The following is a 21,949-nucleotide window of genomic DNA, read 5'->3' as shown; positions in this document are numbered from 1 at the left end:
CCCCGCGGCAGGAGAGCCTCATGAGCTTCGTGACCACCGGCGACGGCGTGGAGATCTTCTACAAGGATTGGGGGCCGCGGGAGGCGCAGGCCATCGTGTTCCATCACGGCTGGCCGCTCTCCTCCGACGACTGGGACGCCCAGATGCTGTTCTTCCTGCAGCACGGCTACCGGGTCGTCGCGCATGACCGGCGCGGCCACGGCCGCTCGTCCCAGGCGCCCGGCGGGCACGACATGGACCATTACGCGGCGGATGCGGCGGCGGTCGTGCACCGGCTCGGCCTGACGAAGGCGATCCATATCGGGCATTCGACCGGCGGCGGCGAGGTCGCCCGCTACGTCGCGCGCCACGGCGAGCCGCAGGGGCGGGTCGCCAAGGCGGTCCTCGTCAGCGCCGTGCCGCCCCTGATGCTCCGGACCGAGGCCAATCCCGGCGGCCTGCCGATCGAGGTCTTCGACGGGTTCCGCGCCGCGCTCGCCGGCAACCGGGCGCAATTCTTCCTCGATGTCGCGGCCGGGCCGTTCTACGGCTTCAACCGTCCGGGAGCGCAAGGCCAGGAGGGCGTGATCCGCAACTGGTGGCGCCAGGGCATGATGGGCTCGGCCCTCGCCCATTACGACGGCATCAAGGCCTTCTCCGAGACCGACCAGACCGAGGACTTGCGGGCGATCTCGGTGCCGACCCTCGTGCTGCACGGCGAGGAGGACCAGATCGTCCCGATCGACGCCAGCGGCCGGAAGTCCGTCACGCTTCTGCGCAACGGCACGCTCAAGACCTATCCGGGCCTGCCGCACGGCATGCTGACGACCCATGCCGAAACCTTGAACGCCGATCTCCTCGCCTTCGTGAAGGCCTGATCCCGCGCCAAGCGGACTTGCATGGCAGGCCAACGCCTCGCCGGGCTCCACCCGGTCACGGGCAGGGAGGCGAAGCCGGCCCGGCGCCGGACGGCGCGGACCGGCCCGCCTCGCGCACCACGTCGAGGAAGGCCCGGAGCGGCGCCGGCACCTGCCGGCGGCCCGGATAATAGAGGTGGAAGCCCGGGAAGGCCGGGCACCACGGCGAGAGCAGCCGCATCAGGGAGCCCGACGCGAGGTCGTCGGCGACGTATCCCTCGAAGACGAAGCCGATCCCGAGCCCGTCGAGAGCGGCGAGCCGGACCAGGTCCTGGTCGCCGAGGATCAGCGGGCCGTCGACCGCCACGGTTTCCGCGACGCGATCGCGCTCCAGTTCCCACGGAAACAGGCTGCCGCCGGGAAAGCGCTGGCGCAGGCAGGCATGGCCGGCCAGATCCGCCGGCACCTCCGGAACGCCCCGGCGCGCCAGGTAGGCGGGCGCGGCGACAACGGCGAAACGCTGCGGCCCGCAGACCGGCACCGCCACCATGTCGAGGGCGAGTCGCTCGCCGAAGCGGATCCCGGCATCGAAGCCCTCGCCGACGATGTCGGTAAGGGCGTCGTCGCTCGCCACCTCGACGCGGATCTCCGGATGGAGGGTCAGGAAGCGGGAGAGCAGCGGCATCAGGACCAGCCGGCAGGCGCTGCGCGGCGCGTTGAGCCGCAAGGTCCCGGTGGGCCGCGAGGCGGACGCGCGCGCCGCCGCCACAGCCTGCGCGATGTCGTCGAGGGCGGGGCCGAGCCGCACCAGTAGGGCGGCGCCGGCCTCGGTCGGGGCGACGCTGCGGGTGGTGCGGTTGAGGAGCCGCAGGCCCATCCGCTCCTCCAGCCCGCGCACGGCATGGCTGAGCGCCGAGGGCGACAGGCCGAGCTCGGCCGCGGCGCGCCGGAAGCTGCGGTGCCGGGCCACGGCCGCGAAGGCCGCGAGGTCGGAGAGGTCGTCGCGGACCATTGGTGAGTTTGGCTCATCGGTTCATGCCGGGCGGTGCAGCTTATCGGAGGAGGGCCGGAGCGCCAGATCGGTGCGGTCCGTTCAGGAGTGCTCACGATGCAACGACGTTCCCTCGGCCGCTCCGGCCTCACCGTCTCCGCCCCCGGCCTCGGCTGCATGGGATTCTCGGAGTTCTACGGCCCGACCGACGAGGCGGCGGCCCCCGCCGCCCTCAAGGCCGCGCTCTCGCTCGGCTACGATTTCCTCGACACGGCCGACATGTACGGCGTCGGCCGCAACGAGGAGCTGATCGGCCGCGTGCTGAAGGGCCGCCGCGACCGGATCGTGCTGGCGACGAAATTCGGCATCGTGCGCGAGGGAGGCGCGCGGCGGATCGACAACAGCCCGGCCTATCTCACCACCGCCTGCGAGGCCTCCCTGCGCCGCCTCGGCGTCGAGACCATCGACCTCTATTACTGCCACCGCCGCGACCCTTCGGTGCCGGTGGACGAGATGGTCGGCGCCATGGCGCGCCTCGTCGAGGCCGGCAAGGTGCGGGCGCTCGGCCTGTCGGAGGTCTCTCCCGAGACCCTGCGGGCCGCCCATGCGGTCCACCCGATCGCCGCGGTGCAGACCGAGTATTCCCTGTGGAGCCGGGAGCCCGAACAGGGCCTGCTCGACGCCTGCCGCGACCTCGGAATCGCCCTCGTCGCCTATTCGCCCCTCGGCCGCGGCTTCCTCACCGGAGCGATCGACGTCGAGACCCTGGCACCCGACGACTTTCGCCGCGGCAACCCGCGCTTCCAGGGCGAGGCGCTGGCGCAGAACCGCCGCCTCGCGGAGGCCCTGGGCGACTTTGCGCGCGAGCGGGGCGTCACCGCCGGCCAGGTGGCGCTCGCCTGGCTGATGACCCGCGATCCGAACGTCGTCCCGATCCCCGGCACCCGCCGGCCCGAGCGCCTGGCCGAGAACGCGGCCGCCGCCGACCTCGCCCTCACGCCCGCCGACCTCGCCGCCCTCGACGCGCTGTTCGCCCCCGGCGCGGCGGCGGGCGCCCGCTACGCTCAGGCTGGGATGGCGGGCATCGAGAGCGCGGCCGGGTAGGACGCCTCACGCCGGCAGGCAGGCCTGCGCCACCCGCAGGTAGTTGCCGCCGAGGATGCCGGCCGCCTCCTCCGGCGTGAACCGCGCCAGGAGGAGCACCGTGAGATCGGGCAGGGCCGTGTAGGCCGGCAGGGCGCTCGGGCCGACGAGGCCCATCATGTCCGTTCCGATCCCGACATGCCTTGCACCGACGACGTCCGCCATCCGGGCGATGCCGTCGGCCAGGGCCGGAAGATCGGGAAACAGGCTGACCGGCGGCCAGATGCCGATGACGCCGCCGGTCCCCGCTACGATCCGGGCGTGGTCCGGGGTGATGCGGCGGGTGCGCGGCCGCGGCCGGGTCGTGAGGGAGGTGTGCGAGAGAACGAGCGGCTTCGTCGCCACCTCCGCCGCGCGGCGCACCAGATCCTCGGTGCCGTGCGCCACGTCCACCACGATCCCGAGCGCCTCGCAACGCCGGATCACCGCGGCGCCGAAATCGGTCAGGCCGCCATGGACCGGCGGCTCGGTCTGGATGTCGCCGAGCGCGTTCACCCGGTAATGGGTAAGCTGGAGGTGGCGCAGGGCGGCGCGGTGGAAGGCCGTTTCCAGGGGACCGAGATCGCCCTCCAGGAAATCCGCCCCTTCCGCCGAGACGAGCACCGCCGGGGCGTCGGACCGGGCGGCCGCGAGGTCGGCGGCTTTGCGCACGAGTCGAAGGCCCTGCTCGCGCACGAGGGCGTGGAGGCGGGTGAAGCCGCGCTCGGCGTACGCCGCGAGTTCCCCGGGCTCGGGCTCGCGAAAGGCCTTGATCCGTCCCTCGGGGGTGACCCGGTGGGTCGGGCTGTCGGAGACGATGGCGAGGCAGGCGACGGCGAGCCCCCCGCGGCGCATCGGCTCGGCGAGCGGCGTGAAGGGAGCGTGCCCGTCGGCCTGATCCACCCGCAGGATGCGGCCGGCATGGCTGTGACAGTCGATCGTCGGCCGCGCGGCGAGGAAGGACGCCGCCGCCGTCAGCCCTGCGGGTGCCTCTCCTGCCGCCGGCGTTTGGGCTGCCGCCGGGACCGGCAGGCACAGGAGCGAGGCCGCCGCCATGAGGCGGCGGCGAGACAGGCCGAGACGGAGCGGAGCGGACACCATCGCCGCCTCGTCGAGCCGGTAGCGCCAGCCGCACGGATCGTCGCGCAGGCGCCGGAGCACGCCGCGCAGGGTGACCTCGCGGCCGTCCAGGGGCACCGGCGCGACGGCGACGACCTCGATGCAGGCCGTGGGATCGCCCGGCAGGCAGCCGCGGCAGCAGACGGGCTCAGGGATGAGCAGGCAGTAGCGCGCCTCGGTCGCCTCCCCGGCGGTCACCGGCCAGCCGGCGACCGTGACGACGGCCCCCTCCCGCCGGTCGGCCGAGCCGTCGAGGAGGGACGACCAGGGCAGGCTCGCGCCCGGGCCGGGCGGGGTCGGACCGCGCATCGCTAGAGACCCTTTCGGATGAGGGGAACACGGCGCAAAGCCGCGGCGCCGGCCCAGCTCGCCGCGACGGCGAGGGCGGAGACGAGCGCGCCCTTGAGGGGCGCACCGAGCGGCCGGGCCAGCAGACCGAACTGCAGCCAGGTCACGACGGGATAGTGGAGCAGGTAGATGGCGAAGCTGTTCGCCGACAGGCTGTCCCAGGCGCGGGAGGGGCGCCCGCCGAAACGCAGGAAAAGCGCCGGGAGCGCGAAGGCGGCGGCGGCGCAGAAGACGGTGCGCGCGATACCCTCCAGCACGAGCGCAGGCCCGGCGGGCAGCCGGCCCGCGGCCCCGATCGCCCCCGCGGCGAGTAGCATCAGCCCCGCCGGCAGGGCGAGGAGCGCCCAGAGCCGCCAGCGCACGACGAGGGCCTGACCGAAATGCAGGACGGACGGCCTCCCGCCCCATCCCAACGCGACGCCGGTCGCGAAATAGCCCGCGTAGAGCCCGACGCGGCTGGCCTGGATCGCGAACGGTCCGAGGCCGACCCAGTGCCCCGGACCGACGGCGAGGAGGAGCGGGAGGTAGAGCAGGCCGGAGAGTGCGACGAGGAGGAAGAAGCCGCGGGCGGGCGCGGACAGGACTGTCCGGGGAAGAAAGAGACGCGGGTTCTCACCTCTCCCCGCGGGCGGGGAGAGGGCTTTGCTCCCCTTGCCGGGGGCAAAGCAAGCGGAGGCGCAGCCGGAGCGAGGGTGAGGGGCCGGTGCCGAAGGAGGCTCCTCCGGAAATACCCCCTTACCCTCGCGTCGATCCCTGCCGGGATCGATGCGAGGGCTCCCTCCGCCCCCGGCAAGGGCAGCGGAGCCCTCTGCCCGCTCGCGGGGAGAGGAGATGATCCGCGCCTCGCCTTTTTTCCGGTCGATCCTGTCGAGGCCCGGGGAACGGCATGGGTCCACTCCACCCGGGGCGCCACGCGCGATCAGGACGAAGACGAGGGTCGCGGCCACGTCGAACGCCAGGAGAACGCCGAGGAACCAGGGCGGCCCGCTCGGCCATGGCCCGACGGTCACCGTCCGGATCCAGAACGCCGGAAAGCCCGCCCCGCCGCCGGCCTGGAGGGACGAGGGGTAGTAGGCGAACGGGATCAGCGTGAGGACCGCCACGGCGAAGGGCAGGACGAGGCGCCGCATCCGGCCGCGCAGATAGGCGCCGGGCCCCTTCCGGCCCAGGCCCTCCCGGACGAACAGCCCCGACAGCAGAAACAACAGCGGCATGAAGAAGCCGTCGTCGAGCAGCACCAGGGCGTCGAAGGCGCGCCAGCGTTGCGCATCGACGATCGGCGCCGTCGACAGGGCGTAGTCGGCGCGATCGACATGCCCGAAGGTGCAGTAGGCCAGAACGGCATGATGCAGGACGACGAGGACGACGAGGGCGCCCCGCAACCTGTCGATCGCCGCGAGCCGTCCGCCCTGCCCTACGGCAGGCAGAGCCTGGGACGCGGGCGGAACCTGGCAACCTGGAGGGAACATCGCGGAGCCGACGGCATGGACCGGCCCGTTCTACGCGCCGCACGAGGCGTGCTCCACCGGAGATCTGTTGCCGGTCTGCAACCGGCACGTGGCCGGCGCGATTCCGAACGGCAGTCCCACCGGCCGAAGACCGACATGCGAGCGCGCGGGACCTCAGGCCGCAGAGCCCGTTCATCATCCTCGCTTAAGAACGTGACGGCCCGCCGGCGAGGCGGTACGGCCCTTCCCTCCCGCGGCCCCGCCGACACCGGAGAGACCGATGACCGACCCGACAGCCCGGCGTTCGAGCCGCCTGCCCCGCCGGGGCGGCATGGCCCTGGCCGGCCTGTTCTCGCTGCCCTGCCCCGGGCTCGGCCATATCCGGGCGCGGGCCTGGCCGCTCGGCGCGGCGCTCGTGGCCGTGTGGACCCTCGCGACGATCGTCCTGTTCGGGATCACTGCCCTGTGGCCGCCGACGCCACCGGTGGTGACGGCCTGGCTGGCGCTCCTCGCCATCGTCATCCTGTTCTGGATCGGTGCCGCCCTCGACGCCATGCGGCGGGCCCGGTCGTCCGCGATGCGGCCCTGATCGTGGTGCCGCTTCAGGCCGGGCTGGATTCGGCACTGCCGTTCGGGTGGCGCTCGTTCTCCATCCCCTCCGCCTCGATGAATCCCGGCCTCGTGGTGGGCGACGTCTTCCTGTCGGATGCCCGCCGGGACCGCCCCTTCCCGGCCCGGGGCGACATCGTGATGTTCAGGCCGAAGGCGTCGTCCGACACGATCTACGTCAAGCGCGTGGTCGCCCTGCCCGGCGACACCGTCGCCATGGCGGGCGGGTCCCTGGTCCTGAACGGCCAGCCGGTGCCGGAGGAGGCGGACGGGGCCGTCACGGTCGGCGGCGACGACCAGCCGGCGCACGCCTTCGTCGAGCGGCTGCCGAGCAAAGCCGGCTACCGCATCGCCCGGCTCGACGGGGCCGCGGGCGGGCGGGACCTGCCGCCGCGGACGATCCCGCCGGGCGCCGTGTTCGTGCTCGGCGACAACCGGGACAACAGCCTCGACAGCCGACACGACCGGGTCGGGCTCGTCCACGCCGAGGACCTGGTCGCGACGGGCGGCACCTTCACCTGGTCGCCGGTGAAGGGGCGCCTGCTCACCGCCCTGCGCTGAGGGCGGCCTTCACCCCTTCCAGTTCTTCAGCGCCGCGAACGGGCTGTCGGCGGCGGCACTCTTTGGCGGGTTCAGCACCGGCTCGACCTGGGCCACGGCATCGCTGAGCGAGAAGGCGGTGCCGCTCGGCAGCTTGCCGCCAGCGGCATCCTGGTGGCCGCCGCCGCGGAACAGGCGGGCGCCGTCGAGGGCGGTGCCGTCGATCGAGCGGAAGGACAGGGTGCCGGCGCGCTGCACGTTGACCAGGCGCTTGGCGCGCCCGCTCGCCATCACCAGGTCGGAGACCCGCTGGAAGGTGCCGGCATCGAGGGCGAAGGACAGGAGCGTGCCGTCCGGGAGCGCGTGGAACAAGGCGTCGGAGCGGGCGAGGGCCCGGGCCATCCGCTGCCGGGTGGTCAGGCGGGCATCGTCGTCGGGGGCGTCGCGCATCAGGTCGTCGACGATCGCGCCGCGGATCGCCGGCACGGCGCGCTCCAGCTCGGCCGGGGTCGCGCCGGCACGCAGCTTCGCGGTCGCCTCGATCAGCAGGCGGGCCAGGAAGGGATCGTGCGCCGGATGCCCGACCGGTACCAGGGTGCCGACATTGTCCCAAAAAATCTCGTCGAGGGCGAAGCCGCCGGGGAAATGCGGATCCTCCTTGCGCCAGAGATCGAGGGCGTCGACGGAGGCGACGAGCAGCGCCAGGTTCTCGGCCTGGCCCGCATCGGGCTCCTTGGTGGCGAACAGGGCGCGATGGGTGTCGACCATCCTGGTCGCGCTGGAATTCTCGTCGATCAGCACGGTGACCGACGGGTCGCCGAGGTCGAACCGCGACAGGCGCGGGTTGTCGGCGTCACGCTTCGGCTCCAGGTTCTGGCGCCGCATCTGGTCGATCGAGGAGGTGTGGTGGTCGAGGACGATCAGCCGGTGCTGGGCCTCCGGCTCGCGCTTGCGGTTCATAGCGGCGAAGCGGCGCAGGAACGCGATCGTCGGCTCCTCGATGCCGAGATCGGTGATCAGCACCATCTCGGCCGCCTTGGTCTTGGTCAGGCGCTTCAATTCGTCGTCGACCACGGGACCGACATCGCCGTAGCGCGGCACGTGCACGATCCGGGCGGGCTCGGCATAGGACGCGACGAGGGTCGCGGCGCCGTAGCCGTCGAGGTCGTGGTGGGTGATCTGGGTCAGGCGCACGTCGATAAGGTCCGGGGTCGGTTCACGTCGGGAACGAATCCCGTCAGCATAGCGGCTCGCGCGCGGCTCCGGCAGGGCCCACGATTCAGGAAATGGCCGGTGCCTCGCCCGCCAGTTCCTCGCCCGCCAGTTCCTCCCCCGCCAGGTGCCGCAGCAGGTCGCGCAGCCAGCGATGGGCCGGGTCGTCGTCGTAGGAGGCGTGCCAGAGCATCCCGACCGCCACGTCGTCGAGAGGGACGGGCACGGGGCTCACCGTCAGCCCCAGGGTTTCGGCGAAGAGGAGCGCCAGGCGGGCATGCATGGTGGTGAGGACCGGCGCGGCGCGCACCAGGAACGGCACCGCCAGGAAGCGCGGCGAGGTGACCGCGAGGGTGCGGGCGAGGCCGAGCTTGGCCAGCGCGTCGTCCACCACCCCGTGGGCGGTCCCGCGCAGGCTCGTCAGCACGTGCGGGAAGCGCAGGTAATCGTCGAGCGAGATCGGCGGCGTCAGCCCCACCAGGGCGGCGTTGAACAGGCAGACGTAGCTGTCGCGGTAGAGCAGGCGCTGCTTGTGGTGCATCTGCCCGCGGAACGACAGGTCGATGGCGAGGTCGATCCGGTCGGCGTCGAGTTCCTCGAGCACATGTGCCCGGTCGACCGAGCGCAGCAGCAGACTGATCCCCGGCGCCTCCCGGCGCAGATGGGCGAGGAGCCGTGTGCCGAGCAGCACCTCGGTGCTGTCCGGCAGGCTGATCGTGAAGGTGCGAACCACCGTGCGAGGATCGAAGGCCTCCTCCCGGCGCACCAGGGTCTGGACCTGGCGCAGGACCGTCCGCAGCGGCTCGGCGAGCGCGAGCGCCCGCGGGGTCGGCCGCATCCCCTCGGGCGCGCGGGTCAGGAGTTCGTCGCCGAACAGGGTCCGCAGCCGCGCGAGCGCAGAGCTCATCGCCGATTGGCCGATGCCGATGCGGGAGGCCGCCCGGGTCACGCTGCGCTCGGCGAGGAGTGCGTCGAGGGCGACCAGAAGGTTGAGGTCGATCCGGGACAGATCGATATGATCAATAGTCATTATCGATACGATCTGTTTGATCCATGCTGCACCGCAGCGCATATCGGGGTCAACACGGCGGGCCGAGCCGGTCGCGCCGCAAGCAGGACACCCCGCATCATGACGTTCCGCCCTCTCTCCCGTCTCACCCTCGCCCTGGCTGCCGCGACGCTGCTCGCGGGCGCGGTCCAGGCGGACGAACTCCGGCCCGCCCGGGCGGCCAGCCTCGACCTCGGCCCGCTCGCCGGCGTCGCCTATTACACCGCCGAGCCGGACGGCCACCACGTCGTGGTGACGCTCGCGCCGCGGGCCGCGGCGCCGGCCTCGCGCGTTGAGGCGGTGCTCGCCTCCGGCCAGAGCCTCACGGTCTCGACACCGCGCCAGGAAGGCGCGGCGGCCCGCACGGTCACGATCACCCGCCAGGGCGAGACGACGACCGTCGAGGCCGTCGCGGTCCGGACCCTGGACAGCGCGGCGCTGAACTGAGGGGCGTGTCGTGTTCACACGTCTCAGTTCGAGCGTTGTTCCCTTCCCCTTGTAGCAGGGCTGTCCGGGGAGAGGAGTGGCGCGGGTTTCCCCTCTCCCCGCGGGCGGGGAGAGGGCTGCGTCTCCGTTCAGGAGATGCAGCAAGCCCGCAGGGCGAGGGTGAGGGGGTGGTTCCGGAGGAGTCTCACTCGTCGAGACCCCCTCACCCTCGCTCCGGCTGCGCCTGCGCTCGTCGCTTGCACGACAAGGTGCAAGCGACCCTCTCCCCGCCCGCGGGGAGAGGAGATGAACCCGCGCCATCCTTTTCACCGCCCAGCCCTGCCACAAAGGAGAGGCAAAAGCGGCGGACTTTCAAATGGATAGGCTTCGTCGACGGTGGGTGAAACGGCAAGACCGGGCAATCGCGGCACCCACCGGAATGCCTCAGCCGACGCCCGTCACCCCGGCCGCCGCTCCATCCCGGCCCAGCGCCGCCGGGCGCTCCAGGCGTAGCGCGAATCGCCCTCCAGCAGGTGCAGGTGGTCCTGCAGCCGGTTGCGCTCCAGCCAGGCGAGGGCCGCCTCCAGCTCCTCGGCCGTCATCGCGGCGCGACTCTTGTTGCCGAAGAGGCGCTTGAGCACCGCGTTGTAGCGGTGCGGCAGGGGCGCGCCGGGCCGTCCGCGCAACTCGGCCTCGTCCTCCACCGCCTGCGCCGTCACCATGGCGGCCACGCGCGCGCGCAAGGCCCGCTCGACCCGCGAGGGCGGCACGGGCGCCGCCTCGTTCGCCTCGGGGCGGGCCATCGCCACGGCGGGGCCGGGGCGCAGCATGGCATAGCGCAGACCGAGCGCGTTGCTCTCCAGCGGTACGATGCCCTCGTCGGCCTCCCGGGACAGCGGCCGCGGCTCGGGCGAGGCGGCCCCGGTCGGGCGCTTGCGCGGTCGCGTCGCGGTCGCCTGCTCGGTCTCGATCCGGGCGCGGAACTGCGCGAAGAGCGGGTCGTCGGGGTGGAAGACCAGGGCGTGCTGGTCGGCATAGTCGCCGGCATGGGGATCGACCCGGGTCGCCCGGGCGATCATCTGCTCGAGCCAGGGCCGCGAGCGGATATGCGTCAGCGCCGCCACCACGGCGACCTCGGGGGCATCCAGTCCCTCATAGGCCATCGCCACGGTCACCAGCACGGCGGGCTCCGGCGTGAGCCGGAAGGCGGCGAGCGCCGCGTGCGCATCGGCCTCGGCCGAGGTCGCGATGCGCACGTCGCGGCGCGCCTGCTCCTCGGGCATCCAGGCCTGGATCATCGCGTGGTAGCTCTGCGCGCTCGCCTGGTCGGGCGCGACGACGAGGAGCTTGCCGAGACCCCGGACGGCTTCCGTGGCGGTCAGCCCGCGCTTGCGCCGGCGCTCGGCCCGCAGGCGGCGGGTGGCGTAGAACGCCTCGCGCAGGAGGTCGCGGGCAAAGCCGGTGCGGAGCGCCGTGAACAGGGCCGGCCGGGTCGTCGCACTCGGTCCCGAGCCGGAGAGCCGGTGCGGGCCGACCCGGGCCTGGCCGCTGGTGCGGCCGCCCTCCAGCCAGCTCGCCTCGCCGTCCAGCGCCCCGAAATTGACCGGCAGCACCGCCTTCTCGGCGAGCGCCTCGGCACGGGAATAGCCGATCACCGTCCAGCCCGGCGCCTCGATGTCCGGCACCTGCGCGCCGTTCTCCGTCCGGTAGGGCAGCCACAGGATGCGCCGCCCATCCGCCCGGGCCAGGGTGCCCGACAGGAGGAGCCGCAAGCTCGCCTCGCGGAACAGCGGCAGCAGGGCGCCGCTCCAGGCCGCTGCCTCGCTGCCCGATTCGCCGTCGGACAGGGCCGGCAGGTGGTGGACCTCGTCGACGACCAGCAGGGTGCGGTGGCGGCGCATCTCGGCGAGGTGCAGGGCGGGCGCCGCCGCCACCGCCTGGTAGGTGGTGACGTAGCCCGCCAGCCCCCGGCTCGGATCGGGGGAATTGTCGGCGGCCCGCACCGAGAGCGTGTGGCCCAAAGCCGAGCGCCAGGCCGGATCGGCGAAGGCTTCCTCGGCCTGCAGGCGCAGGGAATCCCGCGGCACGACCCAGACCACCCGGTCGACGAGGCCGGCGGCGATCAGCCTCGACGCGGCGATGACCGGCAGCAGCGACTTGCCGCCGCCTGGCGTCACCGCCGCCAGGATGTCGGTGATGCCCGTGGCCTCGCCGCGGGCGAGCGAGGCCACGAGTTCGGACAGGCTGCGCTGGTGGCTGCGCAGGGGGCGGGTCGGGGCACTCACGCCGGGAGGGAATCACGGACCATCCCCGGACCATGCCGGACCCCGGCCCCCTTGTGAATCCGGGGGACAAGCAGGATTTCTGCGTTCCCCACATCGGAAAACGGTTGCGCGGCGGGCGCGGATCAGCCTCGGCCGCGTTCCAGCAGCCGCGAGACGACGCGCGCCGTGAAATCGACCATCGGGACGATGCGGGCGTAGTTGAGCCGGGTCGGACCGATGACGCCGACGACGCCGACGATGGTCTGGCTGCCGTCCCGGAAGGGAGCGGCGATCATCGACGAGCCGGAGAGCGAAAAAAGCTTGTTCTCCGAGCCGATGAAGATCCGCACGCCCTCGCCGCCCTCGGCGCGCGACAGGAGGTCGATCACGTCCTTCTGGCTCTCCAGGTCGTTGAAGAGCAGGCGGATGCGCTCCAGGTCCTCGGCCGCGCGCAGGTCGTCGAGGAGGTTCGCCTGTCCGCGCACTATGAGCTGGCGCTCCTCGCTCGGGCCGACCGAGCGGGCGAGACCGGCATCGACCAGGCGCTCGGTCAGCTCGTCGAGCTCCTGCTTCATCGCCGCCCGGGCAGTCTCGATCTCGCCTCGCACCTCGCCGAGCGTACGGCCGCGGATGCGGGCGTTGAGGAAGTTCGAGGCTTCCTGGAGTGCGCCGGCCGGCAGGCCGTGCGGCAGGTCGAGCAGGCGGTTCTCCACCGACCCGTCGTCGGAGACCAGCACCACCAGGGCGCGGCCGGGATCGAGGCGAACGAACTCGATGTGGCGCAGGCGGGGGTTCTGCTTGGCGGTGACGACGACGCCGGCGCCGCGCGAGATGCCCGACAGCAGCACCGAGGCCTCGGTGAGCGCGCTGTCGAAGGTGTGGCGCGAGGCGGCGGCGCGCATCTGCGCCTCGATCCGACCCTTCTCCTCCTGGCCGACATCGCCGAGTTCGAGCAGCGCGTCGACGAAGAAGCGCAGGCCGTGCTCGGTCGGGAGCCGGCCGGCGCTGGTATGGGGGGCGTAGATCAGCCCGGCCTGTTCGAGATCCGACATCACGTTGCGGATCGAGGCCGGCGAGAGCGCCATCGGCAGGATGCGGGCGAGGTTGCGCGACCCGACCGGCTCCCCGGTGGCGAGGTAGCTCTCGACGATCTGGCGAAAGATTTCCCGCGAGCGCTCGTTGAGCTCTGCGATGGCACGGGCCTGTCCGGAGCCGCCGGGCAGGGGTGGGAGGTCGCGCGTGTTCATCAACCCTACGGGAGCCATACGACCGCTTACTGTGATGGCCGCAGCCGCCCGGCGCAAGCGGGCGCGACGCCGCGCGGGCGCACAATCCGATCACCGCCTGAACGAAGGCCGACCCGCCGTCTCAGGCCGCGTTCAGCCCCCCGGCGCCACTCTCGTCTCCATGGCCGCACGAGGATGCGGCGAGACGAACCCGGAGGCGACCATGCTGACGTTGCGCAACCCCCTGATGGCCGGCAAGCGGCTCCTGGTGGCTGCCACCCTGGTCGCCGGCGGCCTCGTCACGGCCGGCGCCGCCCAGGCGGCCCCCTTCGCGCCCGGCGCCGCATCGGCCCCGGCCGCGGAGGTGGTGCAGGTGCAGTACGGCCATCATCACGGCTGGGGCCACCGCCATCACCACCATGGCGGCTGGGGCCGTCACCATCATCACCATGGGGGCTGGGGGCACCACCGCCGCCATCACGGCTGGGGCCACCATCACGGCCGGCACCATCACCGGGGCTATGGCTATTATTGAGGTGGCGGCGGACCACCGAGACAACGAATCAAGCGCTTGACGAACGGTCACGCTTTTGAGCGCGGGATTCCTCCTCCCCCGCAGAGGCAGGGCTGTCCGGGGAAAGAAATGGCGCTGGAGATCCCCTCTCCCCGCGGGCGGGGAGAGGGCTGCGTCCCCGTTCAGGGGACGCAGCAAGCGGAGGCGCAGCCGGAGCGAGGGTGAGGGGGTCTCGACGCGTGAGGCTCCTCCGGCAACACCCCCTCACCCTCGCCCTTCGGGCTCCCCGATCACCCGACGGGGGGTGATCGGGCCTCTCCCCGCCCGCGGGGAGAGGAGGACGCCCGCGCTTTTCCGGCTTCCCCGGACAGTCCTGCCGCAGAGGAGGAGGGGAAACCCGCGCCAGACCGAAATCCGTCTTCGGTTGCTTCAACTTGCGTAGAAAATCGCCTACTCGTTCCATCCGCAAGGAATGGCGAAGCCGGTGAAGACCTCACACCACCCTGAGCGGCTTCTCCAGCACCCGCAGCACCTGCGCCAGATCGTGCCCGCGCTTCAGGATGCGCCCGGTCTCGGCGATCACCGCGTAGGCGCCCTGGCGGCGGGCGAGGCGGGGGTCCTTCTCGATGCGGTAGAGCGGGCGCTCGGAGGTGCGGCGATGGATGGAGAACACCGCCTTCTCGCGGGTGAAGTCCATCGTGTAGTCCCGCCACTCGCCCTCGGCGACCATCCGGCCGTAGAGGTTCAGGATGATGCGCAGCTCGTCGCGATGGAAGGACACCTGCGGGGCAACGCGCGGGGACGAGACCGGAAACGGTACGACCTGGGCGCCGGCATTCCAGCTTTCGGCCGTCTCTCCTTCGCTCATCGTCTCTCCTGCCTGTCGGGGTGATTCGCGCCCGGGGGACCGGACGCGGGGTGACGAGCCGGCGAACGACCCGCCTGCGACCATGATGGGATGGCACCGACGGCCCCGCAAGGGTTGCATCGGAGAGACACCGAGCCGTCAACCCGTCGATGCGAGACGGAAATAGCACGGAAACGATCGCTGCCGCCCACAAATCGCCACAATCGCGCCGCGCGCCGGCCTTGATGCGTGCGCAAGGATAAGCCGACCTCATGGCCCGGCTCGTCGGCCGCTCCGGTACCCAGCCCCCCAGCCCCCGCGATGCCGGCGGGCCGGGCCTCCTCCGAGGTTTCGAGACCCAAACGACTTCAGGGCCGCCTCCTTCGGAGCGCGGTCCCTTTTTTGGCAGCCCCCGACTTCGGGCGGACGCCCCGGCGGGCTTGCGTCGGCAGGCCAACGCTCTGTCCCCTCAGACCCTTGTTCCGTCGCAGATTTTTTCGCGAACCCGGCAGCCGCTTCTGCGGAATCCGCTCAGGGCTGCATCCACATCTGGGCGGCGAGGGCGCGGGCGCGGGCGACCCGGATGTGGTCGAGCGTCCAGAATCCGATCGTCAGCGCTCCGGCCAGGAGCGCGACGGGCAGGGCGAGCGCCAGGTAGGGGTTCTGCCGCGGCGGTGTGGTCATGCTTCCTCCTCTTCGCGGGACGTGCTGTCCTTACGCGAACGCGCCCGGCGCCGCGTGGTGCCAGCGAGCCGATTGCCCGACAAGGACATCCTGCCGCCAACAGAGTTTTACCCCGCGCTTTACCCGGCGAGCGGCGCGAAGAAGCAGAACACGGTGCCGTCGCGGTGGCACCAGTGGTACCGACCGTCCTGGCTCGGCCGCACCTTCGCCATCGGCACGAAGATCCCGTGCGTCTGGTAGCCGCCCGGCACCTCGACGGCGTCGGAGACCGGCTCGCAATCCTGATCCGAGCAGCACTCGAACGGGTACCAGGAATGCGCCGGCTGGACGAGGGAGAGCGCGGCGACGGCGAGGGCGACCTTCATGGGCGGCATACCTCCAGCGGCTGAACCCGGCCCCGAGGGGCGCCGGAAGCCGGGAGCGGCACACCGCGTGCCAGATGGCGCAGGCCGGGCGCGAGCGCGTCATCGACGCGCAGGGCCTTCGTACGCATCCCTCCCCGATCCGGCGCGTCGGCGCGCCTGTCACGGCGCCGATCATCGCGCCGCGCTGGCCGGAAGGAAACGCCACCGGTTGGATGAGCAGGGATTTCGAAACCCGAACGCGCGCACATCTGCGCGATGCGCCCGTTCGATGCCCGCCACGCCGCCCGCTATCCCGTCCTCATCGGCTGCGACGAGGTCGGCCGCGGCGCGCTGTGTGGCCCGGTGATCGTCGCGGCGGTGCATTTCGATCCGGCCGCCCTGTCGGGCGACCTGCTGGAGGCCCTCGACGACAGCAAGCGGCTCGACGCCGCCACCCGCGAGCGGCTGGCACCGCGGATCATGGCGAGCGGGCGCGTGGCGCTGGCCGGTGCCTCCCGCGACCTGATCGACCGGATCAACGTGCGCGCCGCCACCCTCGACGCCATGCGCCGCGCGGTCGCGCGCCTCGGCATCGAGGCGGAGGTGGCGGTGGACGGGCGCGACGTGCCCCCAGGACTGCCCCTGCCCTGCCGGGCCTTCATCGGCGGCGACCGGCTGGTGCCGCAGATCGCCGCGAGCTCGATCGTCGCCAAGGTGGCGCGCGACCGGCTGATGCGGGCGCTGGCCCGGCGCCACCCGGCCTATGCCTGGGAGCGCAACGTCGGCTACGGCACCGCGGCGCACCGGGCCGCGATGGCGAGCCTCGGCCTCACCCGGCATCACCGGCTGAGCTTCAAGTCCAAGAGCCTGTGACGATGCCCGCGTGACGGGTCCCGGCGAAGCGCCTCACCCCGGCAGGACCGGTGTCTTCCCCGTCGGCAGGCCGGCCAGCACCGACTCGTCGATGTCGAGATGCGCCCGCACCAGCGCGTGCGGGGTGAGCGCCATCCACTGGTTCAGCGACACGTCGGCGTAGACCGGGCTGCGGAACAGTTCGAGGAAGCGGAGCGGCGTCGTGCCGGTATTCTCGATGTAATGCCCCATAGCGAAGGGCACGTAGCCGACGTCGCCGGCCTGGTAGTCGAAGGTGCGGGCCTTCGATTCGGAGCCGAACACCGTCATCCGGCCCTGGCCCGAGAGGTAGTATTGCCACTCGTCGCCGTTCGGGTGCCAATGCAGCTCGCGAAGTGCGCCCGGCTCCAGCTCGACCAGGGCCGCCGCGATGGTCTTCGAGGCCGGGAAGATCTTGGAATCGGTGATGCGGACGGTGCCGCTCTTCGTACGGATCGGCTCCTGCGCCAGCATCCGGTGGCTGAAGCTGTCCGGCACCGGCCCGGCGCCGCCGGTCCGGTCGCCGGCGAGCGGCCCCGGCATCGGCGCCGGGAAGATGTACTTCTCCTTGTCCGGCAACCGGGCGAGGGCCGATTCCGGCACCCCGAAGTTCTTCGCCAGGATGTCGCGCGGGGTATGGGCGAGCCAATCGGTGATCAGGAAGGTCGAATCTTCGGAAAAGTGGCCGTCGTCGAAGACCAGCAGGAACTCGCAGCCGTCGATCTCACCCGGCAATCCCTGGATCGAATGCGGGATGCCGGACGGGAAGTACCAGAGGTCGCCCTCAGCCACATCGTCCACGAAGGTGCGGCCGGCCTGGTCGACGGCGGTGATGCGGGCGCGGCCCTTGAGCATGTAGGCCCACTCTGCCTCCTTGTGCCAGTGCATCTCCCGGGCGACGCCGGCCTTGAGGCGCATGTTGACGCCCGCCATGGCGGTCGAGATCGGCAATTCGCGCACCGTCGTCTGGCGTGCCCAGCCGCCCTCCTCGAGCCGCATGTGGCTGTCGGTGAACGACCATTTCAGGTTCGGCATCGTGCCGTGGTCGGTCGTCGGCGGGCGCGTGGTGAACGGCTCCTCGGCCTGCCGCGCCGGGTTGGTGGGCCCGAGGATGTCCGCCCCGTCCTTGCCGCGCACGGGCTGCGGTCCCGGGGCTGGGGTCTGCGCCTGCGCACCGGCGGCGGTGCCCACGAGGCCGGCCGCCGCGGCGGCCAACGTGTCGCGACGGGAGATGAGCGTCATGGACGGGCTCCACCTGTGGGCGGGGCCAGGATGCGCGGCCCCGCGTGACGCCCGACAATGCGTCGCTTGGCGGGGGGTTCCGATTCACGGGTGTGGCCTGACGCAGCGCATGACGTCGGCGCCTGGGAGAGACTGTTCGTTTGTTCTCTCTAAATATCAAATCTACTGCGTCATTCCGGGGCCGCGCAGCGGAGCCCGGAATCCAGAACCGCTGATGGTGCAGACAATGGCGGTTCGCGTCCCGCTTTATCCTTCACAACCCGAGTGTCTGGATTCCGGGCTCCGCTGCGCGGCCCCGGAATGACGACGAGGGTGTAGATACGGTCGATCCACTCAGATTCTCACACACCATCACCTGCCCGATACCGCTCCGGCCGGCTGCCATCCTCGTCGGTGAAGCCGTAGGCCCGCGCCAGGTCGGCGGCGTGCAGGACCCGTCCGGCCCGGGACGCGACCGCGGGATCTCCCGCCAGCGCCGCCAGCGCCCGCCCGGCATAGAGCGGGCTCTCCCCGGCCTCCCCGCCCATCCCGGCCTCCAGCACCCGCTCGGTCCGCACCAGGCCGGGCGCCAGGGCCAAGGCCGTGACGCCGTAGGGCTTGAGTTCCGCGGCCATCGCGAAGGCCAGGCGGTTGGTCGCGGCCTTGGCGAGGTCGTAGAACAGGTCGCCGAGGTAATCGTCGGTGCCGAACGAGACCAGAACCAGAAGGCCGCCCTTGGCCGAGACCATGGCGGGGGCGACGGCCCGGGCGAGGATCAGCCCGGCGAGCGGGCCGGTCTCGAGGTTGTGGCGCAACGGGCCGAGGCCGCGGCGCCAGAAGGCGGTGCCCCAGGTGGCGCCGTCGGGATAGCGCACCCCGTCATAGCCCTCGTTGCCGCCCCAGACGCTCGACACCGCGACGTCGATGCGGCCGAAGCGGCGCAGCACCCAGCGCACCATCGCGTCGACTTCGGGCTCACGGGTGTGGTCGCAGAGGTAATGGTGGCCGCGTCCGCCCGCGAGATCGACCTCCCGGGCGGTGTCCTCCAGGGCCTCCATCCGCTGGTCGGTGCGGGCGCCGGTCTCGCTGGAGCGGGCGGTGACCACCACGGTGGCGCCGGCCTCGCCCAAGGCCCGGGCGATGCCGCGGCCGACCCCGCGCGAGGCTCCGGCGACGAGGCAGACCTTGCCGGAGAGGTCCGGGATGCCCGGGGGCCTCACCGGGTGCCGCGGGACAGGAAGCGCTGGAACGCGGCTTGCGCCTCGGGCGAGCGGAGCGCCGCGTCGAAGGCTTGCGCTTCCGCATCCATGGCGGCGCACACGGCCTCGTGGTCGCCGCGGATCAGCCGGCGGGCGGCGGCGAGGGCCTGACGCGGCTTGGCGGCGAGCTTCGCGCCCTGCGCGAGCGCGTGTTCGAGGAGCCCGTCGGCCGGCACGACCGCGTTGGCGAGCCCGAGCCGCACCGCCTCGTCGGCCCCGTAGGCCTCGCCGAGGAGCAGCAGTTCGGTGGCCTTCACCAGCCCGATCCGGCGCGGCACCAGGTAGCTGGAGGCCGCCTCCGGGACGAGGCCGAGATCGACGAAGGGCATCCGGAAGGTCGCGGCGGGCGCCACGTAGACGAGGTCGCAATGATAGGTCAGCGTGGTGCCGACCCCGACCGCGAGCCCGTCCACGGCCGCCACCATCGGGGTGCGGGTCACGGCAAGCTGGCGGATGAAGCGCAGCGACGGCGCCTCGCCGAAGGATCGTTCGGCCCGGGCGACGAAATCGGCGATGTCGTTGCCGGCGGTGAACACGCCCTCGGTGCCGGCGAAGACCACCGCGCCGACGCCCGAGCCCTCGCGGTCCGCGCCCTCCAGGGCCTCCCGCATGGCGTCGTACATGGCGCCCGTCAGAGCGTTCTTCTTCTCGGGGCGGGTGAGCTGGACGAGGCGGACGCCGCCGGGCTGGTCGGTGATGCGGACGTGGTCGGTCATGGGAGCTCCGGAAATGAGGCGCGGATCATCGAGGAATGGTCCCGGCGTCGGCTGAGGAAACATCCACTCGTCCCAGCCACGACCTCATCCTGAGAGCCTGTTTGAGTGGTTTTTCTATCACTAAGAGCCGGATAATCAAGGATATCCTACCCTCTCACCTCATCCTGAGGCGTTAGTCGATCGAAGATCGACTGACCTCGAAGGAGCCCTCCAGAAACCTCAGCGATCACTGGAACCCTCCTTCGAGGTCAGTCCATCTCCGATGAACTGACACCTCAGGATGAGGTCGTGGGCAGGATATGCCCTGCTGTTTCCAGCTTTATGAAAGACGATCTCGCTCAAACAGGCTCTGAGGTGCTGGGCGATCGAAGATCGCACAGCCTCGAAGGAGGGCTCCAGGGATCGCCGAGGACTCTGGAGCCCTCCTTCGAGGTCGGTCCATCGTTGATGGACCGACACCTCAGGACGAGGTTGCGGGTGGGAGAGCCAGGTTCGTCTTGCGGTGTGCGCCTCACCCCGCCAGCGCCAGCACCCCATCCTGCAGGAAGCCGCCGCCCCCCGTCACCGTCTCCTCCAGGCCCCGGGCCGCGGTGGCGAGGTTCTCGGCGAAGAAGCGGGCGAGCGCGATGCGGGCCGGATGCGCCGGATCGCCGTCGCCGGCCTTGGCCGCCGCGTTCGCCGCGAGCGCGGCTTGCGCCAGGCAGGCGCCGCCCTGGGCGAGACCGAACAGGCGCAGGTAAGGGGTGGCGCCGGCCAGCGCCTCGTCCGGCCGGTTCGAGCCGAGGGCCTTCAGGAGGGAACTCGTCGCCCGGTCCAGCGCCTCGATCGTCTCGCGCAGGCGCGGGGCGGTGTGGCCGAAGGCGGGACCGCCCTCCTTCAGCACCCGCTCGGCGATAAGGCGCATCGCCCCGATCTGGCCACGCACCACGGCGCCGTTCTCCAGCGGCAGCTTGCGGGTGACGAGGTCGATCGCCTGGATGCCGTTGGTGCCCTCGTAGATCGCCGCGATGCGGGCGTCGCGCAGATGCTGGGCGGCGCCGGTCTCCTCGACGAAGCCCATGCCGCCATGGACCTGGATGCCGAGCGACGCGACCTCGATGCCGATATCGGTCGAGAAGGCCTTCGCCACCGGGGTCAGAAGCGAGGCCTGGGCCTGCGCGATTTTACGCGCCGCCTCGTCCGGCGCCCGGTGGGCGCGGTCGATCGCCTCGGCGGTGAGGTAGCAGATGCCGCGGGAGGCCCCCGTCAGCGCCTTCATGGTGAGCAGCATCCGCTGCACGTCGGGATGATCGATGATCGCGCTCGCGCCGTCCGTGGCGGCGCTCGCCCGGCCCTGGCGACGGTCGCGGGCATACGACAGCGCCTGCTGGTAGGCCCGCTCGGCGATGGCGACGCCCTGAAGGCCGACGCCGAGGCGGGCGTTGTTCATCATCGTGAACATGCAGGCCAGCCCCCGGTTGGCCTCGCCGACGAGCCAGCCGACCGCGCCGTCATACACCATGGTGCAGGTCGGCGAGCCGTGGATGCCGAGCTTGTGCTCGATGCCGGCGCATTTCAGCGCGTTGCGCGAGCCGTCCGGGAGCACCTTCGGCACCAGGAACAGGGAGATGCCGCGGGTGCCGGGAGGCGCGTCGGGCAGCCGCGCCAGCACCAGGTGCACGATGTTGTCGGTCAGGTCGTGCTCGCCCCAGGTGATGTAGATCTTCTCGCCCGAGATCCGGAAGCTGCCGTCCCCGACGGGCTCGGCCCGGGTGCGCATCACCGAGAGGTCCGAGCCGGCCTGCGGCTCGGTGAGGTTCATGGTGGCGGTCCACTCGCCCGAGACCAGCTTCTCGAGGTAGCGGGCCCGCAGTTCCTCGCTGCCGTGGCGGCTCAGCGCCTCGACGCCGCCGGCGGTGAGCAGCGGCCCGAGGCCGAAGGCCATGGAGGCCGAGTTCCACATCTCGATGCAGGCGGCGTTGAGCAGGATCGGCAGGCCCTGGCCGCCATACTCGACCGGGCCCGGCAGGGCGTTCCAGCCGCCCTCGGTCCAGGCGCGGTAGGCCTCGCGGTAGCCCGGCGGCATCGTCACCACGCCGTCCTTGAGCGGCGTGCCGTGGCGGTCGCCCACCTTGTTGAGCGGCGCCACCACGTCGTTGGCGAAGCGCCCGGCCTCCTCCAGGATCGTGTCGACGAGGTCGTCCGAGAGCTCGCCGTGCAGGCCCTGCGCGATGGCGCGGTCGAGCCCGGCGACGTGCCGGAGGGTGAAGGCCATCTCGGCCACGGGCGCGCGATAGGTCATCGA

21 protein-coding genes are annotated in these 21,949 nt (G+C 71.9%); 7 read left to right on the top strand and 14 right to left on the bottom strand.

From position 1 onward, the window contains the following. Positions 1 to 20: 20 nt before the first annotated feature. Positions 21 to 857 carry an alpha/beta fold hydrolase gene (locus AC3AOF_RS07535; RefSeq protein WP_488348114.1) on the top strand — a complete coding sequence of 279 codons (837 nt, stop codon included), beginning with the start codon at positions 21 to 23 and terminating at the stop codon, positions 855 to 857. A 55-nt stretch (positions 858 to 912) separates the two neighbouring features. Here the strand turns inward: AC3AOF_RS07535 and AC3AOF_RS07530 are convergent, their stop codons facing one another. Further along, the gene (locus AC3AOF_RS07530; RefSeq protein WP_488348113.1) at positions 913 to 1,848 is read right to left on the bottom strand and encodes a LysR family transcriptional regulator; all 936 of its coding nucleotides are present in this window, start codon (positions 1,846 to 1,848) and stop codon (positions 913 to 915) included. A 96-nt stretch (positions 1,849 to 1,944) separates the two neighbouring features. Between AC3AOF_RS07530 and AC3AOF_RS07525 the strand changes: the two genes are divergently transcribed. Then, a complete protein-coding gene (locus AC3AOF_RS07525) occupies positions 1,945 to 2,931 on the top strand; it encodes an aldo/keto reductase (protein ID WP_488348112.1) in 987 nt (328 codons plus the stop codon). 6 nt (positions 2,932 to 2,937) lie between these two features. On the opposite strand, the gene AC3AOF_RS07520 is transcribed toward AC3AOF_RS07525, so the two are convergent. Beyond that, a complete protein-coding gene (locus tag AC3AOF_RS07520) occupies positions 2,938 to 4,377 on the bottom strand; it encodes a dipeptidase (protein ID WP_236991361.1) in 1,440 nt (479 codons plus the stop codon). Between the two features lie 2 nt (positions 4,378 to 4,379). Continuing rightward, entirely contained in the window at positions 4,380 to 5,798 is a 1,419-nt protein-coding gene (locus AC3AOF_RS07515) for an acyltransferase family protein (RefSeq protein ID WP_488348111.1), read from the bottom strand. 346 nt (positions 5,799 to 6,144) lie between these two features. Here AC3AOF_RS07515 and AC3AOF_RS07510 point away from each other — a divergent pair, with 346 nt between their 5' ends. Continuing rightward, positions 6,145 to 6,453, top strand: coding sequence for a hypothetical protein (locus tag AC3AOF_RS07510; RefSeq protein WP_488348110.1), 309 nt, complete (start codon positions 6,145 to 6,147; stop codon positions 6,451 to 6,453). A 2-nt stretch (positions 6,454 to 6,455) separates the two neighbouring features. Continuing rightward, the gene (gene lepB, locus AC3AOF_RS07505; RefSeq protein ID WP_488348109.1) at positions 6,456 to 7,034 is read left to right on the top strand and encodes a signal peptidase I; all 579 of its coding nucleotides are present in this window, start codon (positions 6,456 to 6,458) and stop codon (positions 7,032 to 7,034) included. A 9-nt stretch (positions 7,035 to 7,043) separates the two neighbouring features. Here the strand turns inward: lepB and AC3AOF_RS07500 are convergent, their stop codons facing one another. Together AC3AOF_RS07500 and AC3AOF_RS07495 are read right to left on the bottom strand one after the other, a co-directional pair. Then, entirely contained in the window at positions 7,044 to 8,207 is a 1,164-nt protein-coding gene (locus AC3AOF_RS07500; RefSeq protein ID WP_236991364.1) for a dimethylmenaquinone methyltransferase, read from the bottom strand. An 85-nt stretch (positions 8,208 to 8,292) separates the two neighbouring features. Beyond that, a complete protein-coding gene (locus AC3AOF_RS07495) occupies positions 8,293 to 9,255 on the bottom strand; it encodes a LysR family transcriptional regulator (RefSeq protein WP_236991365.1) in 963 nt (320 codons plus the stop codon). Between the two features lie 99 nt (positions 9,256 to 9,354). Between AC3AOF_RS07495 and AC3AOF_RS07490 the strand changes: the two genes are divergently transcribed. After that, positions 9,355 to 9,720, top strand: a complete 366-nt coding sequence (locus tag AC3AOF_RS07490) for a hypothetical protein (RefSeq protein ID WP_488348108.1) — start codon at positions 9,355 to 9,357, stop codon at positions 9,718 to 9,720. 437 nt (positions 9,721 to 10,157) lie between these two features. Here AC3AOF_RS07490 and AC3AOF_RS07485 read toward each other — a convergent pair whose 3' ends face one another. Together AC3AOF_RS07485 and hrcA are read right to left on the bottom strand one after the other, a co-directional pair. Continuing rightward, complete coding sequence (locus tag AC3AOF_RS07485; RefSeq protein ID WP_488348107.1) at positions 10,158 to 11,984, bottom strand: DEAD/DEAH box helicase; 1,827 nt, start codon at positions 11,982 to 11,984, stop codon at positions 10,158 to 10,160. Positions 11,985 to 12,106: 122 nt separating this feature from the next. Continuing rightward, positions 12,107 to 13,210: a heat-inducible transcriptional repressor HrcA gene (hrcA, locus tag AC3AOF_RS07480; protein ID WP_236991368.1), complete on the bottom strand. Its 1,104-nt coding sequence runs from the start codon at positions 13,208 to 13,210 to the stop codon at positions 12,107 to 12,109. A gap of 202 nt (positions 13,211 to 13,412) precedes the next feature. Between hrcA and AC3AOF_RS07475 the strand changes: the two genes are divergently transcribed. After that, complete coding sequence (locus tag AC3AOF_RS07475; RefSeq protein WP_488348106.1) at positions 13,413 to 13,724, top strand: hypothetical protein; 312 nt, start codon at positions 13,413 to 13,415, stop codon at positions 13,722 to 13,724. A 472-nt stretch (positions 13,725 to 14,196) separates the two neighbouring features. Here AC3AOF_RS07475 and AC3AOF_RS07470 read toward each other — a convergent pair whose 3' ends face one another. The 3 genes from AC3AOF_RS07470 to AC3AOF_RS07460 all read right to left on the bottom strand — a co-directional run bounded on the left by AC3AOF_RS07470 (position 14,197) and on the right by AC3AOF_RS07460 (position 15,599). Beyond that, complete coding sequence (locus AC3AOF_RS07470) at positions 14,197 to 14,571, bottom strand: DUF2794 domain-containing protein (RefSeq protein ID WP_236991370.1); 375 nt, start codon at positions 14,569 to 14,571, stop codon at positions 14,197 to 14,199. Between the two features lie 510 nt (positions 14,572 to 15,081). After that, positions 15,082 to 15,234 carry a hypothetical protein gene (locus tag AC3AOF_RS07465; RefSeq protein WP_236991371.1) on the bottom strand — a complete coding sequence of 51 codons (153 nt, stop codon included), beginning with the start codon at positions 15,232 to 15,234 and terminating at the stop codon, positions 15,082 to 15,084. 119 nt (positions 15,235 to 15,353) lie between these two features. Further along, complete coding sequence (locus tag AC3AOF_RS07460) at positions 15,354 to 15,599, bottom strand: hypothetical protein (protein WP_488348105.1); 246 nt, start codon at positions 15,597 to 15,599, stop codon at positions 15,354 to 15,356. Between the two features lie 255 nt (positions 15,600 to 15,854). Here AC3AOF_RS07460 and rnhB point away from each other — a divergent pair, with 255 nt between their 5' ends. Beyond that, the gene (rnhB, locus tag AC3AOF_RS07455) at positions 15,855 to 16,451 is read left to right on the top strand and encodes a ribonuclease HII (protein WP_488348104.1); all 597 of its coding nucleotides are present in this window, start codon (positions 15,855 to 15,857) and stop codon (positions 16,449 to 16,451) included. A gap of 33 nt (positions 16,452 to 16,484) precedes the next feature. Here rnhB and AC3AOF_RS07450 read toward each other — a convergent pair whose 3' ends face one another. The 4 genes from AC3AOF_RS07450 to AC3AOF_RS07435 form a co-directional block, all read right to left on the bottom strand. Further along, positions 16,485 to 17,711, bottom strand: a complete 1,227-nt coding sequence (locus AC3AOF_RS07450; RefSeq protein WP_488348103.1) for an oxalate decarboxylase family bicupin — start codon at positions 17,709 to 17,711, stop codon at positions 16,485 to 16,487. 341 nt (positions 17,712 to 18,052) lie between these two features. Beyond that, positions 18,053 to 18,910, bottom strand: a complete 858-nt coding sequence (locus AC3AOF_RS07445; RefSeq protein WP_488348102.1) for an SDR family NAD(P)-dependent oxidoreductase — start codon at positions 18,908 to 18,910, stop codon at positions 18,053 to 18,055. Continuing rightward, positions 18,907 to 19,665, bottom strand: a complete 759-nt coding sequence (locus AC3AOF_RS07440) for an enoyl-CoA hydratase-related protein (protein WP_488348101.1) — start codon at positions 19,663 to 19,665, stop codon at positions 18,907 to 18,909. The genes AC3AOF_RS07445 and AC3AOF_RS07440 overlap by 4 nt, the downstream gene beginning before the upstream one ends. 511 nt (positions 19,666 to 20,176) lie before the next feature. Further along, the gene (locus AC3AOF_RS07435; RefSeq protein WP_488348100.1) at positions 20,177 to 21,946 is read right to left on the bottom strand and encodes an acyl-CoA dehydrogenase family protein; all 1,770 of its coding nucleotides are present in this window, start codon (positions 21,944 to 21,946) and stop codon (positions 20,177 to 20,179) included. Positions 21,947 to 21,949 lie beyond the last annotated feature (3 nt).

It is taken from the genome of Methylobacterium sp. 142-1Y, assembly GCF_057747795.1.
The sequence above is the reverse complement of the archived record's forward strand: the minus strand, read 5'-3'. Positions and strand labels throughout refer to the sequence as shown.

Excerpts from the sequence above, each read along its gene's own strand:
- AC3AOF_RS07535 (WP_488348114.1), top strand. The coding sequence starts at position 21 with ATGAGCTTCGTGACCACCGGCGACGGCGTGGAGATCTTCTACAAGGAT.
- AC3AOF_RS07530 (WP_488348113.1), bottom strand. The coding sequence starts at position 1,848 with ATGGTCCGCGACGACCTCTCCGACCTCGCGGCCTTCGCGGCCGTGGCC.
- AC3AOF_RS07525 (WP_488348112.1), top strand. The coding sequence starts at position 1,945 with ATGCAACGACGTTCCCTCGGCCGCTCCGGCCTCACCGTCTCCGCCCCC.
- AC3AOF_RS07520 (WP_236991361.1), bottom strand. The coding sequence starts at position 4,377 with ATGCGCGGTCCGACCCCGCCCGGCCCGGGCGCGAGCCTGCCCTGGTCG.
- AC3AOF_RS07510 (WP_488348110.1), top strand. The coding sequence starts at position 6,145 with ATGACCGACCCGACAGCCCGGCGTTCGAGCCGCCTGCCCCGCCGGGGC.
- AC3AOF_RS07495 (WP_236991365.1), bottom strand. The coding sequence starts at position 9,255 with ATGACTATTGATCATATCGATCTGTCCCGGATCGACCTCAACCTTCTG.
- AC3AOF_RS07490 (WP_488348108.1), top strand. The coding sequence starts at position 9,355 with ATGACGTTCCGCCCTCTCTCCCGTCTCACCCTCGCCCTGGCTGCCGCG.
- hrcA (WP_236991368.1), bottom strand. The coding sequence starts at position 13,210 with ATGAACACGCGCGACCTCCCACCCCTGCCCGGCGGCTCCGGACAGGCC.
- AC3AOF_RS07475 (WP_488348106.1), top strand. The coding sequence starts at position 13,413 with ATGCTGACGTTGCGCAACCCCCTGATGGCCGGCAAGCGGCTCCTGGTG.
- AC3AOF_RS07470 (WP_236991370.1), bottom strand. The coding sequence starts at position 14,571 with ATGAGCGAAGGAGAGACGGCCGAAAGCTGGAATGCCGGCGCCCAGGTC.
- AC3AOF_RS07465 (WP_236991371.1), bottom strand. The coding sequence starts at position 15,234 with ATGACCACACCGCCGCGGCAGAACCCCTACCTGGCGCTCGCCCTGCCC.
- AC3AOF_RS07460 (WP_488348105.1), bottom strand. The coding sequence starts at position 15,599 with ATGAAGGTCGCCCTCGCCGTCGCCGCGCTCTCCCTCGTCCAGCCGGCG.
- rnhB (WP_488348104.1), top strand. The coding sequence starts at position 15,855 with ATGCGCCCGTTCGATGCCCGCCACGCCGCCCGCTATCCCGTCCTCATC.
- AC3AOF_RS07450 (WP_488348103.1), bottom strand. The coding sequence starts at position 17,711 with ATGACGCTCATCTCCCGTCGCGACACGTTGGCCGCCGCGGCGGCCGGC.
- AC3AOF_RS07440 (WP_488348101.1), bottom strand. The coding sequence starts at position 19,665 with ATGACCGACCACGTCCGCATCACCGACCAGCCCGGCGGCGTCCGCCTC.
- AC3AOF_RS07435 (WP_488348100.1), bottom strand. The coding sequence starts at position 21,946 with ATGACCTATCGCGCGCCCGTGGCCGAGATGGCCTTCACCCTCCGGCAC.